13 protein-coding genes and 1 tRNA gene are annotated in these 14,316 nt (G+C 44.3%); 11 read left to right on the top strand and 3 right to left on the bottom strand.

The window, feature by feature from the left end:
- The first annotated feature begins 2 nt into the window (after nt 1-2).
- Nucleotides 3-2,003, top strand: coding sequence for an alpha-amylase/4-alpha-glucanotransferase domain-containing protein (locus tag HNP76_RS04815; RefSeq protein WP_184658043.1), 2,001 nt, complete (start codon nt 3-5; stop codon nt 2,001-2,003).
- 43 nt (nt 2,004-2,046) lie between these two features.
- Here the strand turns inward: HNP76_RS04815 and HNP76_RS04810 are convergent, their stop codons facing one another.
- On the bottom strand, nt 2,047-2,583 hold the full coding sequence (locus HNP76_RS04810) for a rod-binding protein (RefSeq protein WP_184658041.1): 537 nt from the start codon (nt 2,581-2,583) through the stop codon (nt 2,047-2,049).
- A 16-nt stretch (nt 2,584-2,599) separates the two neighbouring features.
- On the bottom strand, nt 2,600-3,394 hold the full coding sequence (gene flgG / locus HNP76_RS04805; RefSeq protein ID WP_184658039.1) for a flagellar basal-body rod protein FlgG: 795 nt from the start codon (nt 3,392-3,394) through the stop codon (nt 2,600-2,602).
- 187 nt (nt 3,395-3,581) lie between these two features.
- On the opposite strand from flgG, the gene HNP76_RS04800 reads away from it, so the two are divergent.
- Together HNP76_RS04800 and HNP76_RS04795 are read left to right on the top strand one after the other, a co-directional pair.
- Nucleotides 3,582-4,607, top strand: coding sequence for a GumC domain-containing protein (locus tag HNP76_RS04800; protein WP_184658037.1), 1,026 nt, complete (start codon nt 3,582-3,584; stop codon nt 4,605-4,607).
- Nucleotides 4,608-4,621: 14 nt separating this feature from the next.
- Nucleotides 4,622-6,133: an SLBB domain-containing protein gene (locus tag HNP76_RS04795; protein WP_184658035.1), complete on the top strand. Its 1,512-nt coding sequence runs from the start codon at nt 4,622-4,624 to the stop codon at nt 6,131-6,133.
- A 159-nt stretch (nt 6,134-6,292) separates the two neighbouring features.
- Here the strand turns inward: HNP76_RS04795 and HNP76_RS04790 are convergent, their stop codons facing one another.
- Nucleotides 6,293-6,463 (bottom strand): hypothetical protein, encoded by a 171-nt coding sequence (locus tag HNP76_RS04790; RefSeq protein ID WP_184658033.1) that lies wholly within the window; start codon nt 6,461-6,463, stop codon nt 6,293-6,295.
- A gap of 163 nt (nt 6,464-6,626) precedes the next feature.
- Between HNP76_RS04790 and HNP76_RS04785 the strand changes: the two genes are divergently transcribed.
- From HNP76_RS04785 to HNP76_RS04750, 8 genes are all read left to right on the top strand, one after another.
- Nucleotides 6,627-7,241: a V-type ATP synthase subunit E gene (locus HNP76_RS04785; RefSeq protein ID WP_184658031.1), complete on the top strand. Its 615-nt coding sequence runs from the start codon at nt 6,627-6,629 to the stop codon at nt 7,239-7,241.
- A 12-nt stretch (nt 7,242-7,253) separates the two neighbouring features.
- Nucleotides 7,254-7,796 (top strand): DUF2764 family protein, encoded by a 543-nt coding sequence (locus HNP76_RS04780; protein ID WP_184658029.1) that lies wholly within the window; start codon nt 7,254-7,256, stop codon nt 7,794-7,796.
- Nucleotides 7,797-7,812: 16 nt separating this feature from the next.
- Nucleotides 7,813-9,576 (top strand): V-type ATP synthase subunit A, encoded by a 1,764-nt coding sequence (locus HNP76_RS04775; protein WP_184658027.1) that lies wholly within the window; start codon nt 7,813-7,815, stop codon nt 9,574-9,576.
- 16 nt (nt 9,577-9,592) lie between these two features.
- The gene (locus HNP76_RS04770) at nt 9,593-10,888 is read left to right on the top strand and encodes a V-type ATP synthase subunit B (protein ID WP_184658025.1); all 1,296 of its coding nucleotides are present in this window, start codon (nt 9,593-9,595) and stop codon (nt 10,886-10,888) included.
- Nucleotides 10,889-10,919: 31 nt separating this feature from the next.
- Nucleotides 10,920-11,570, top strand: a complete 651-nt coding sequence (locus tag HNP76_RS04765; RefSeq protein WP_184658023.1) for a V-type ATP synthase subunit D — start codon at nt 10,920-10,922, stop codon at nt 11,568-11,570.
- Entirely contained in the window at nt 11,567-13,495 is a 1,929-nt protein-coding gene (locus tag HNP76_RS04760) for a V-type ATP synthase subunit I (protein ID WP_184658020.1), read from the top strand. Before HNP76_RS04765 ends, HNP76_RS04760 begins: the two co-directional genes overlap by 4 nt.
- A gap of 71 nt (nt 13,496-13,566) precedes the next feature.
- Nucleotides 13,567-13,998 (top strand): ATP synthase subunit C-like protein, encoded by a 432-nt coding sequence (locus HNP76_RS04755; RefSeq protein WP_184658018.1) that lies wholly within the window; start codon nt 13,567-13,569, stop codon nt 13,996-13,998.
- A gap of 188 nt (nt 13,999-14,186) precedes the next feature.
- Nucleotides 14,187-14,270, top strand: a tRNA-Leu gene (locus HNP76_RS04750).
- The last annotated feature ends 46 nt before the right edge of the window (nt 14,271-14,316 follow it).

Genomic DNA, 14,316 nt, shown 5'->3' with positions numbered 1-14,316 from the left:
ATATGAAAATTTTAAATGTCTGTTTTTATGTAACTGGGGCCGCATCCGCCTTGTCTCAAAATGAAGAATTTGAGAAAAAGTACCAGGATTATTACAAAAATATTGTTTCTTTTTTACTTGAAAGGCAGAAGAGCCGTTTTTCCGTTTATCTTTCCGGTCCTTTAGTTTCATGGATTGACCGCGAACACTCTGAATTTACCCAGCTCCTTTCCAAGCTGACAAGCCGCAAGCAGGCCGAAGTTTTGGGCGGCGGCTATTATAATCCTGTTTTTCCCTTGCTTTTTCCCCAGGACAGAACGGGCCAAATCGATTTAATGACTAGTGAGCTCAGAAGTAGCATTGGAAAACGCCCACGCGGCATGACTGTTTTCAATTCAATCTGGGACAATTCCCTTATTCCCTGCATTCAGTCCTGCGGAATGGAATATGTGCTCCTTGACAGCTCCCTGATTCCCAAAGAAAAGCACTTTTACCTTCCATTAATTGTGACGGAGCAGGGCAAAAGCCTCAATGTTCTTTCTGTTAACCGCGAATTCATTCCGAATACCCTTATTGCTCCTCGTGAGTATCTGCGCAATCTCTTTGATACAGTCAATTACCTCACAAAAGACGACGCATATTCTTCCTTTACTGATGAACGCGTTGTCGCTATAAAAATTGATGAAAATCAATTCAAAAGGCTTTACGATACAAAGTGGCTGGACAAGTTGTTTTCTACCGCCGAAGAATTTTTTGCTGATTCAATAAAAATCACAATTCCATCAGAGTATCTTCACCGCGAGCAGACAAGAATTCCTTCCTATATTCCTGCAGGAATTCAGTCTGATGTTGCCAAATGGGCAAAAAAGGCCTATGAAGAGGTGAGTGTTTCCAATTCTTCTCAGCCTACGATTTTTGATTTCCTTCTCACTTACAAGCAGAACAAGGCCCTTTATAACCGGATGCTTTACATCTCCCTGCTCATAAATCAGTGCAAGGGGGACAAGGCCCGCAAAAAGATTGCCCGTGAAAAGCTTTGGATTGCCCAGAATGGCGAAGGCTATGTCTGCGACCCTGACGGTGTTTTTGCAAACAACGCAATGAGGCAGCACGCCTACCGGAACCTTACCGAGGCCGAAAAACTTGTCCGTGAGGCTGTAAAGGACGGATTTAAGGAATCTGTTTCAAATTATGACTACAACGGCGACGGCTTCAACGAGTATATCTGTGCCATGAAGCAGTACACGGCCTGCCTTTCACTAAAAGGGGCCCAGCTCACGGAACTTGACATAATCCACAACACAGGAAACTATGCCGACTCCCCAAGGCGAATCAAGCAGTTCGACAAATTCGAAGATAAATACCACCGCGGACTGTTTGTAGACCATCTTTTCTCAGTTGATGAATTTTCTGATTACAAAAAGGGCACCCCTACAGGCAGCGGAATCTTCTCCCAGACTTTATTCAGGCAGCTGGATTTTGACGCCCACCGCCACGAAATCAAGCTTTCAGGCTCAGGCAAATTCTCACCGATTCAGGCCTGCGTCACTCTGGTCAAAAAATATATAGCCAACTCAAACGGCTTTGCGATTCAGTATATTCTTAAAAATGAAAGTCCCTTTGACATTAAGGGAGTGTTTGTCACCGAGTCCAATTATGCCCAGACGGATTTTTCTTCGGTCAAGGCAAATTCCTACAAGGTTGAAGTCATTGCAAACGAAGAAAAAAGTGAAATTGATGCCAGGGATTCTGCCCGTTCTGCCAAAAAAGTCTCTTATGTTCAGATAACGGACACTTCAAACGATATTTCCTTTGTCTATGAGCCCAATGAAATGTGCGATATGGTCTGCATGCCAATTATTTTCCGCCGTCCGTCATCATCAAGCGATGCACCGACAATTTCCGGCAACGCATTCGTAGCCTCACTCTGCTGGAACGTAGAGCTTGAAGCCGGCAAGGAAATTGAAAAAACTATAAATTATTCGATTATCGTTCCAAAAAAGAACAGAAGAAAGAAGTCCTAAAGATAAAAGAAATCTGATAAATCCGCCGAATGGAGGCCTGGGCCTAAGCCTCAAGACCGCCCTGTGAAAGCTGCAGGTACATCTGATCTGCAAGGCCGAATCCCGCATTTTTCGTCATCATTGTTGCGTATTCGTCGTAGAGCATGTCCTCGTACATGTCTTTTGCGTAGTTTGACTGGGAATCTGCCTTCATGACTGTCTTTCTCATTGAAGAAAGCATCATTTTGACGACGTAAGATTCCATTTCAAGTGATTTTTCGTAGAGTTTTGAAGTGCGGTCGATTTCTTTTGGCTGAACGTGAGGATTTGCCTGATTTGCGGCTGCTCCCTGAGGAAGGGCATGCTTGTCGCTTTCTGCCATGAAGCTGCCAGAAAATCCTGAAGTCCAGTCACCGTTAATGCGGCCGTCATAAGAAACCTGTGAGGAAGAAAGATTTTTACCGACACCGGCGTTTTCATTCTTAGCGAGAGATTTTGCCTCGTTTACAAGAGCATCAAATTTTCCCTTTTCAGAAGAAATCTTTGCGCTGAGAGAAGCACCTTCGCCTTTAGTAATTGCTGAAATACCGCCGATTGTCATAAAAATCCCCTAATTCCTATCGTTTCAAGTTAACTGCTGTTGAAAGCATTGAGTCTGTTGTCTGGATTGCCTTTGAGTTGAACTCGTATGCGCGCTGAGCGACAATCATCTGAACCATTTCGTTTACAACAGAAACATTCGACATTTCGACGAACTTGTGCTTTGTAACGCCGAATCCCTCGAAGCCCGGTCGGCCTGCAATTGCCTCGCCTGAAGCGTTTGTGACTTTGTAAAGGTTGTCACCGACTGCCTCAAGACCTGCATTGTTAGGAAAGCGGTAAAGCTCAAGCTGGGCAACGTCAACAGGATCGTCCTGACCGAAAATCTTTACTGAAACGCGGCCTGTGTCATCGATTGCAAGAGTGTGGATGTCATATCCTTCCGGCATGATGACTTCCGGCTGAACGCGCAGTCCGTTTGAATTTACGAGCTGGCCGTTCATGTCGATTTTGAATGAGCCGTCGCGTGTATATGCGTAGCTTCCGTCGTACTGCATTACGCGGAAGAATCCGTCACCGACGACTGCAACATCAGTGTCAACGCCTGTAGCCTGAAGGGAGCCCTGTGTGAAGATGCGCTGTGTTGCCGCAACTTTAGTACCTGCACCCTGCTGGATTCCTACCGGGGTGACTGTATCTTCTGTTGCAGGTGTTCCTGCCAGCTTCACGTTCTGATAGATAAGATCTTCGAACTCAACACGCTGCTGTTTGAATCCAGTTGTGTTTACATTCGAGAGGTTGTTTGAAATCGTGTCGAGATTCTGCTGCTGACCGTTCATGCCTGTAGCTGCTGTCCAAAGACTTCTTACCATATTTTTACTCCATTGTTTGGCGTTGTACGCTTTTTTATCTGATACTTAATTATCGGAATTCAAAATAAAAATTTAATGGTGTTTTTTTTGAAATTGCATAAAATTCGATGAAACCTTTTTCCTTGCAATGGTTTTAATTATTTGGTAAAGTAACTGATAAAATTTTAGATTGGGGTTTTGTTCTCTTATGGAAGAAAATACACAAATTCAGGAAGAAGACGAAATTTCTTTGATTGATTTGTTTGCCGTGCTTCTCCATTATAAATGGATGATTATCATAATCTCTTTGCTGGCGGCTATTGGTTCTGTAATTTTTGCAGTTTTATCTATAAAAATGGACCCGGAAAAATCACCCCTGCCGAATGTTTATACTCCAAAGGCAGAAATGCTTATAAAAGAAAGTTCTTCTGGTGGCGGCGGTCTTTCTGCGGCCCTGTCATCTTCAGGTCTTGGCGGAATGGCCAGCCTTATGGGTGTGAGCGTTGGCGGTGGAGCTACAAATTCAAACCTTGCCAATTATCTTATTACTTCTGATGCCCTTCTTGATGCCGTTACTGATGAATTCAAACTTATCGAAAAATATAAAATTGAAGAGCATGTTCGTGCAAGCAGCCGTAAAGCCTTAAAGCAGGTCCTCAAGGCCAGCTCTGATACCGACAGCGGAGTCTTTACGGTTTCATTTACTGACATTGACCCGGTTTTTGCCCAGTCAGTCGTAAATTTCGTAGTGGACTGGATGAGCAAAAAATTTGATGAACTTGGCCTGGACAATAATAAAATCCAAAAGGAAAATCTCGAGCGAAATATCCAGTCAAGCTACAATGAAATCCTGCGTATTGAGCGTGAGGTTAAAAAACTTGGCGCCAGTGTAGGCTATGGAAGCAGCGCATGGGATATTCCTTCGATTACTACCGGTTCTGCAAAGCTGCAGCTTGAGCTTGATGCACAAAAGCAGGTTTATACCCAGTTAAAGACTCAGTACGAGCTTCTGAAGGTTCAGATGCAGAGCGAGACTCCTGTTTTCCAGATTCTTGCCCGTCCTGAAGTTCCTGACATGAAGTCTGGCCCAAGCCGGGGTAAACTCTGTATCATCATTACTTTTGCCGCTTTCTTTATGTCTGTCTTCCTGGCATTTGCCTTGAACGCATGGAAAAACATAAAAAATGACCCTGAGGCCGTTGAAAAACTTCAGCTTAAAAGAAAAAATAAATAGGTTAATAGAGATTTATGATGAAAATATTAAAGGCGATTTTTGTTTCTTTGTGGATGTCTGCATCTTTAAATGCGCTTTTTGCTCAAAGTCAGAATGTAACTGAAAGTATGGAAAAACAGACTGGTTCTGGAAAGGTTGCCAGTGATGTTACAAAACTCCCTGATGCGCAGCTTGCCATGTCGGTTTCATACTATCCTGTTACAGCCGGTGATGTTTATACACTTGCCTTTGCAATGGGGTCAGCTGCTGTCAAATACACGATTCCAGTTGATTCTACTTATAAAATTCGTGTAGCAAATATGGGTGTCATCAATTGTACAGGTCTTACATATTTGCAGTTGAAATCTCAGGTTGAGGCTCTTGTCCTTCGCAATTATCCGATGGGCGGTGTTCAGTTCGTTCTTTCTTCACCTTCGACTTTCTTGGTCAGCATTACAGGTGAGGTTAATTCCACGGTAGAGCGCAACGCATGGGCTTTGACAAGGCTTTCTACGTTTATAACAAGTAGTTTTACAGCATATTCTTCAAACCGTGCTATTACAATCGAAGGGGCGGATGGGAAAACGAATACCTATGATTTGTTCCTTGCAATGAGAAAAGGAGACTTGTCTCAGGATCCTTTTTTGCGTCCTGGCGATAAAATCATTATAAATCGTGCGAAAAGAGTCGTTAGCATAAATGGAGCTGTAGAGCGTCCTGGAACTTATGAGCTTTTGGACGGGGAGAACCTCAAGACACTTATAGAATTTTATGGAAACGGTCTTGCTCCTCTTGCTGATACGTCACGAATAGAATTGTACCGTTCTCTTACAGGTGAAAAAAACTCTGGACATAAATCTTATCTTAATGAGAAAAGCATCCTTGATGATTATGAATTGCTTTGTTATGACAGTGTATTGATTTCAAGCTATTCAGAATTGACTCCTGTTGTATTTCTTGAGGGTGCAGTAAATGTTCGTGGTAACAAGTCTGGTGATTTAGAAAAATCTCTTGATTCTTCACAACGCATTCCTGTTCCTTTTGTTGTTGGCGAAGATTATGCTTTTTTTGTCAGAAGAAACAGAGGTGTGTTTAATGCTGTTTCTGATTTGTCTGCGGCTTATATTATACGTGGTGGAGAGGTTATTCCTTTGAATCTTTCTCCTATGCTGTATGATTCTTCTTATAATGCCAACATGGAGATTAAACCTGATGATACGCTCGTAATTCCTTTTAAGCAGTACTTTATTTCTGTAGCAGGTGCTGTCTTAAAGCCTGGACGATATCCTTTTATTCCTGACCGAACATGGGAGTATTATATAGGTTTGGCTGGAGGTTTTAATGAAGACGTAAATTCTGGATCTGCTATCGTTATTCGTGATATAAACGGCAAAAAGCTTTCAAAGAATGACGTTATTACTCCGGAATGTACTATTACTGCAAAATCAAACAGCTTCTTATATTATTATGGTAAATATACGACTCCGTTTGCAACAACTTTGTCAATCGTGCTTTCTGCTTTGGCAATTATGACTTATGTAAAATAATTTTGCTTTTGCAATTTTTTCTTGACATCGGATTCTCATTTAATGAGAGCCCCGATGTTACAAATAAAAATCCCCGCCTTTCAAAGTGCACTAATGAAGGGCGGGGATTTTTATTTAATTTCAAATTATGGATTTATCAAGCTTCCTTGATAATTTATATTATTTGAAATCTTTTGGTCGTCTCTCTGTACGCTTGCATTTCTGACATTCAGCGTAGTTCTTGAGTCTGCCGTTTTCAAGCTTTGTTTTCATTTCAACTTCGCCACCACATGTGCAAGTGAATTTCTGTGTTGCAACTGTAGTACGAGAGTTCTTTGATGCACCAGCCATTACTAGCCTCCCTATAAGAATAATCGATTATTTTGTTATTTTATATAAAGTACGGAAGTATGTCAATAGAATAGAAATCTTTTATTTTGTCTTAAAATTTCCGCTTGCAATCTGTCAAAAGTAGTTTATAATAAAAGAATCTTTATAATATAGAGAGGTTTGCATGGACATCCAGGTACAGGATTTAATCGAAAAGATTAAAAAAGACGGTGTCGCAGCTGCCGAAAAATCTGCTTCCGAAGTAAAGGCTCAGGCTCAGGCTGAGGCTGAGAAAATCATCGCTAATGCGAAAGAAGAGGCAGAAAAAATAATCAAAGCAGCAAAAGATGAAACAGCGCGAATGGAGAAGGCTAGTGAGGACGCAATCCGTCAGGCAAGCCGAAACCTTGTGCTTTCATTCCGTGACAGCATCACAAAGGAGCTTTCAGCTCTTATCAACGCGGAGTCAGAAAAAGCATATTCTTCTGATTTGCTCGCAAAACTTATCCCAGAGGCAGTCAAGGCGTGGGTCTCAAAATCTGAGGCAAGCGAAGTTTCTGTTCTCCTCAACGAAAAAGATTTGAAGTCTCTCGAATCTAATCTTAACGCAGCTCTCAAAGCCGAAATTTCTAAAGGTCTCACGCTCAAGGTTGATAATTCAATCAATGCAGGTTTCCGTGTCGGAGTAAAGGACGGTGCTGCATTCTACGACTACTCAAGCGAGGCTGTTGCTGAACTTTTCAGTGCATATCTCAATCCAAGAGTTGCCGCAATCATGAAAGAGGCTGCAAAAGACTAACAGGGGGTGAATATGAGTAATCAATACTACCTTGTATCGCAGCTTCCCGGTTTTTCTGTAAGCGACGATAAAACGGTATTGCCAATTACTTATGAATATTATTACGACCTCTGTTCACGCTTTCTTAGCAAAAAGGAAATGAAGATTCTTGACGGACTTTCGCTTGAACCTCCTCTTGAAGATTCAAAAACCGGCTCTGCCTTTGTAGATGAATGGAATCACAAAGAAAAGAGTCTCCGTCTGGCCCTGGCTCAGATTCGTGCACTCCGCATGAAAAAGAAGTTCAGCGCCGGCAATGAGTCAATCGCCCCTGATGCAGTTCAGGCGGCTCGTACGGCAAGCGGTATGGACAGTCCTCTGGCTGCCGAACAGTACCTCAATCAGTACAGGCTCAGTGTTATAGAAAGTATGCGTCCAACAGACGGCTTTTCACTTGATGCCGTGTTCAGTTACGGTCTCAAGCTGCGCCTTGCTTCACGAATGAAAAAGTTCGACGAGGCTAAAGGTATGGCTTCTTACAAGAAGATTTACACAAGGATTCTTGAAGATCAATAATTTAATGGAGAATTAAATGACGGATACAAAAGGAAAGGTAGTCGGAGTTAATGGAAACATGGTTTCTGTCGAATTTGACGGAACAGTTTCTATGAACGAAGTTGCCTATGTTAAAGTAGAAGATTCTAGCCTGAAAAGCGAAGTTATCCGTATCCGCGGAAATGTAGCACAGCTTCAGGTCTACGAAATGACAAAAGGAATCAAGGCGGGGGATGTCGTTGAGTTCACTGGCGACCTTCTTTCTGCTGAGCTTGGACCAGGCCTTTTGGGTCAGGTTTACGACGGCTTGCAGAACCCTCTTCCTTTGCTTGCAGAAAAGGCAGGCTGGTTCCTTGAGAAGGGTATCTATGTTGACCCTCTCGACAAGGAAAAACAGTGGGAATTCACACCGACTGCAAAACCGGGTGACGTTCTCAAAGCGGGCGAATATGTTGGAACTGTTCCGGAAGGACCTTTCACACACAAAATCTTCGTTCCGTTCTATCTGCTCGGCTCATACACTGTAAAAGACATTGCGCCACAGGGCTCATACACACTCAAAGATACAATCGCAACTTTGACTGATGAAAAGGGCAACGACGTTAAGATCGGTCTTTCATTCAAATGGCCGGTTAAACGCGCAGTCAACTGCTATGCGGAGCGCCTTGCTCCAACTGAGACAATGGTCACAAAGGTTCGCCTTATCGACACATTCTTCCCGGTTGCACGCGGCGGTACATACTGTATTCCAGGACCATTCGGTGCTGGTAAAACCGTTTTGCAGCACACCACATCAAAATACGCTGACGTTGACATCGTAATCATCGCGGCTTGTGGTGAACGAGCTGGTGAGGTCGTTGAGACTTTGACTGAGTTCCCTGAACTCAAAGACCCGAAAACAGGCAAATCATTGATGGAGCGAACAATCATCATCTGTAACACTTCTTCAATGCCTGTAGCTTCACGAGAAGCTTCGGTTTATACATCAGTTACTTTGGCTGAATACTATCGTCAGATGGGCTTGAACGTCCTTCTTCTTGCTGACTCAACATCACGCTGGGCACAGGCTTTGCGAGAAATGTCAGGACGATTGGAAGAGATTCCGGGCGAGGAAGCATTCCCGGCTTACATGGAATCATACATCGCAGCATTCTACGAGCGTGCAGGTCAGGTTCGCCTTTCAGACGGAAGCAAAGGTTCTGTCACCATCGGCGGTACAGTATCTCCTGCGGGCGGTAACTTCGAGGAACCTGTTACTCAGGCAACCCTTAAAGTCGTCGGTGCATTCCACGGTCTTTCACGCGCACGTTCCGATGCTCGTAAATACCCTGCAATCGACCCGATTCAGTCATGGTCAAAATATCATGGCGTAATCCCTGAGAAAAAGGTCACATACTGCTTCAACATCCTCAAGAAGGGCGTTGACGTAGGCTCTATGATGAAGGTCGTCGGTGAGGAAGGTACTTCCCTCGATGATTACCTGGTCTACCTCAAGGAAGAAATGCTTGATGCCGTTTACTTCCAGCAGAACTCTTTCGACGCAATCGATGCAAACGCTACGGTTGAGCGACAGAAATATGATCTGGACAAGCTCATCAAGATTCTCGGTTCTGATTTCACGCTTTCTGACAAGGATGAGGCACGAACTTACTTCAACCAGCTCCGTCAGAAATTCATCGACTGGAACTACACTGAGTTTGAGGGCGATGACTTCAAGAAAATCGAAAAAGAAATCGATGATTTGTATGCTTCAAAATCAGGCAAGCTGACAGCCGAAGCAGAAAATCTTCTTAAAGCATAGGGGACGGTGAATAGATATGAATAAGGTATACAATAAAATCGAATCTATTACAGGTTCCGTAATTACAGTAAAAGCTGAGGGCGTTAAATACAACGAACTTGCAGAAATCACCACACGATTCGGTAAGTCTCTTGCCGAGGTCAACAAAATCGACGGTGACACAGTTTCATTGCAGGTTTTCGCAGGCGGCCGAGGTGTTTCAACCGGTGACCAGATCCGCTTCCTCGGAAACGAAATGCGCGTATCTTTCGGCGACGATTTGATGGGACGTATCTTCAACGGTTCTGGTGAGCCTCGCGATAACGGTCCGTCTCTTACTGAGAACATGAAGCCAATCGGCGGTCCTTCAGTAAACCCTTCAAAACGTATCCTTGCTGAGCGAATGATGCGTACGAACATTCCTATGATTGATATGTTCAACACGCTCGTCGTTTCTCAGAAGCTCCCGATTTTCTCTATTTCGGGTGAACCTTACAACCAGCTCCTTGCACGCATCGCCATGCAGGCAGAAGCTGACGTAATCGTTTTGGGCGGCATGGGTCTTAAATACGACGACTTCCTTTACTTCAAAAAGACTTTGGAAGACGGCGGTTCTTTGAGCAAGACTGTAATGTTCATTCATACAGCTGCTGACCCAACAGTAGAATGTATCAAGATCCCTGATATGTCACTGGCTGTAGCGGAGCAGTTCGCTTTGCAGAACAAGGACGTTCTCGTTCTTCTTACAGACATGACTTCTTATGCAGACGCAATGAAGGAAATCGCCATCACTCAGGAGCAGGTTCCTTCAAACCGTGGTTACCCTGGTGACTTGTACTCACAGCTGGCTGCCCGCTACGAAAAGGCAGTTGACTTCAAGGGAAGCGGTTCTGTAACAGTTCTTGCCGTCACGACAATGCCTGGCGACGACGTTACTCACCCGGTTCCAGATAACACCGGTTACATCACTGAAGGTCAGTATTATCTTAAGGGCGGTCGTATCGAGCCTTTCGGTTCTCTTTCTCGATTGAAGCAGAACGTAAACGGCAAGACACGAAAAGACCACCGTGCCCTCATGGATGCTATGATTCGTCTTTATTCTTCTTACAAAGACACTCTCGAAAAGAAGTCAATGGGCTTCATGATGAGTAAGTGGGACGAAAAGCTCCTTAAATACGGTGAAATGTTCGAGAAGGAAATGATGGACTTGTCAGTCAACATTTCCCTCGAAGGTGCTCTTGACTTGGGCTGGAAGATTCTTGCCGACTGTTTCGACAAGGATGAGACAGGTATCAAGTCTGAGTTGATTGGTGAATTCTGGCCAAACAAATAGTTTTGCAGGACTTTAATTTCAGGAGCTGTTAATGGCAAAAATTAAGCTGACTAAAAATGAACAGAAAGCTCAGAAAGACGCGCTGAAAATGTACCAGCGTTATCTTCCTACGCTTACGCTCAAAAAGCAGCAGCTTCAGTCTGAAATCAGAACTATCGAGCAGAAGGCAAACGAAGTCCGAGCCCAGAGAGTCGCGCTTGAAAAGGAATTTCAGGTGTGGATTTCTGTATTCGGTGAAGAAGAAGCCTTCAAGCCCGGCATGGTTACTGTCCGCAACATAAAGAAGGGAGTCGGCAATATCGCCGGCGTTACGATTCCTGTGTATGAGGGAGCCGAATTCGGCCGCGGTGACTACGATCTGTACGAAACACCGCTCTGGATTGACCTGGCTGCTGACCGCATGGAAAAGGCACTTTCTTTGGATTTGGAAGCCAGTGTTCTTGATGAGCAGGTAAGGCTGCTTTCTCAGGAACTGCGCACTACAAGCCAGCGCGTGAATCTTTTTGAAAAGGTCAAGATTCCTGAGGCAAAGGCAAACATTAAGAAGATTTCGGTTTATCTGGGCGACCAGCAGGTTAGTGCGGTTGTAATTTCTAAGGTCTCTAAAAAGAAGATTGACCAGCGAAATGCCGCCGCTGCAGCTGCCAAGAAGGCTGAAGAAGCAAAGGGGGCTGAAAAATGATAGTCCCAATGAAAAAAATCTCCCTTGTCGTTCTTGAAAATGAGCGCAAAGGAGCATTAAAAGATTTGAGAAAGCTGGGTCTCCTTCATGTCGAGGAAGTTCAGGGTTCAAGCGAGGAATTGTCTGCGTTCAAGGATCAGAACTCTAAGATTGAAAAGGCTCTTGCAATTCTCACAGAAATCAAACTCGGCAAAAAAGACAGCCTTAAGCCTACTGTAATCGGTAAGGAAGCTGCCTTTGACGTTGCAAAGAATGTTCTTTCCCTCACTGATGAGAAGAAGAGCTGCTACGACAGAATCACAAACGATTCGGTTGAGCTTGAGCGTTTTGCAAAATGGGGCGGAGTAGATCCAGCTGATTTCGCAGAACTCGGTGAAAAGAACCTTCATCTTGCAATGTACGAAATCCCGTCGGACAAATATGCTCTTGTCGGGGACGAAGCAAAAACTGTCGTTGTCGGAAAGGACAAGTCACAGACAAGATTTATTCTTGTAAGTGAAAAGCCTCTTGCCGTAAACGAGCGTCCGGAAGGAATCCCGGCAGAAGCCTATCAGGTTCCTCTCCCTCGCATTTCGACAGCTGCTTTGAAAAAAGAAATTGCAGATTCAAAGGACCGCATTGCACAAATCGAGTCTGAATTAAAATCTGCCGTTCAGTACAAGGATTCGCTCAAAGATTCCATCAAGGGAATCGCAAAAGACATTGAGCTTGAAAACTTGTATTCGGGCATGGGAGTTGAGGAAAAGCTTTCTTGGATTACAGGTTTCGTGCCTGTTGATTCAATGGCTAAATTCGAATCGTTCGCAAAGGAAAAACAGTGGGCTTTTGCCGCAAGTGATCCTAGCGACGACGACAATGTTCCTACAAAACTTAAGAACAACAAGCTCGTGAGCCTGATTTATCCGCTCACGGACTTCCTTGGAACTGTTCCTGGCTATCACGAATATGATATTTCCGGATGGTTCCTTGCTTTCTTTACCATCTTCTTCGGAATGATTTTCGGAGACGGCGGATACGGAGCTTTGGTCACTGCAGTAGCATTGATTTTCATCTTGAAATCTGCCTGCACTGGCAAAAAGGTTCCGCCTATGCTGGGGCTTGTACTGCTTTTAGGTATAGCCACAATGGTTTGGGGAGCGGTCACCTGTACATGGTTCGGCCTTACACCGGAGCAGCTTCCTGACTGGATTATTGCCCTGTCTGTTCCGCCGATTTCAAATGCCTATGCAGACGTTCAGTGGCTTCCTTTCTGGACTACGGATTCTTCTGCCGGCACTCTGGGAACCGCACAGAACCTTCAGATTTTCTGTTTCACGCTTGCCCTTATCCAGCTCTGCGTGGCACATTTGAAGGGAATGGCCCGTTACATCAGGGACAAGCAGCACAGGCTCAAGTTCCTCGGTGAATTCGGCTCGTTCGTGCAGCTCATCGGTATGTACTGGGTAGTTCTTTCAATGGTTGTTGACGGTAATGTATTCCCTCTTATGGGCGGAGACGTTTACGGACTTCCTTGGGGAACAATCTCAATCGTTCTTGTAGGCGGCGGCTTTGCATTCAGCTTCATCTTCGCAAATTACGAGGGAAGCATCGGCAAGTCAATCCTTGAGAGCGTAAAGAACATCATTTCCGTACTTTTGGGTGTAGTCAATGTCTTCTCGGACATCGTTTCTTACATCCGATTGTGGGCTGTCGGTCTTGCCGGAGCTGCTATTTCGGGAACGGTGAACACATTCGCAGGTCCTCTCGTAGGTCATGCGGCATTGTTCATTGTGCTTATCGTACTGCTTGTTTTTGGTCATGGCTTGAACATGATTTTGAACTTGCTTTCGGTTATTGTTCATGGCGTGCGTTTGAATACGCTCGAATTCTCAAATCACTTGGGAATGTCATGGGCAGGATTCAAATATGAACCGCTCAGTGAGTAAGTCGCTGGCGTTTATATAACATTCGGGGAAATCCCGAGCAAAATGAAAACTTATCTAAAGGAGATAAAATTATGAATTTTGGAATGATTGGTGCAGGTCTTGTAATGGGTATTGCAGCTATTGGTTCTGCAATTGGTATCGGTATCGCTGGACAGGGAGCAATCGGCGCTTGGAAACGCTGTTTCATGGCTAATAAGCCGGCTCCATTCATCCTCACTGTATTTGCTGGTGCTCCACTTACACAGACAATCTACGGCTTCCTTCTCATGCAGCAGATGGCAGCATCTTCAAAAATCACTGAGAATCCGCTCTTTTTCCTCGGTTTGGGAATTGCAGCTGGTTTGGCTATGTGTTTCTCTGCTATCGCTCAGGGAAAAGCTGGTGCAGCAGGTTCTGATGCTCTTGGTGAGACAGGAAAAGGCTTCTCTAACTACATCATGGTAGTAGGTCTTTGTGAAACTGTTGCCTTGTTCGCGATGGTATTCGGAATGATTCAGTGTTAAATTAACTGGATAAACTAAAAAAAGGTGGTCTCACGTCGAGAACCTGTCAAAAATGTCGCGGTGAACAAGTTCAAGCGACATTTTGCCAGAACCTCGACTCCGACCACCTTTTTTTTGCTTCTGAGCTTTACTTAGCTCTTTACATGAAGCTTGGTTTTCTATATAATATTATTACATTTTTACTTTACGCCCGGGTGGCGGAATTGGCAGACGCGCTAGGTTCAGGTCCTAGTGAGGGCAACTTCATAGGGGTTCAAGTCCCCTTCCGGGCAAAAAATTAAGCTTCCTTTCGGGAAGCTTTTTTTATTGATTCTTTCT

The organism is Treponema ruminis, assembly GCF_014201975.1.
GTDB lineage: Bacteria > Spirochaetota > Spirochaetia > Treponematales > Treponemataceae > Treponema_D > Treponema_D ruminis.
This window is presented reverse-complemented; position numbering and strand designations above follow the sequence as displayed.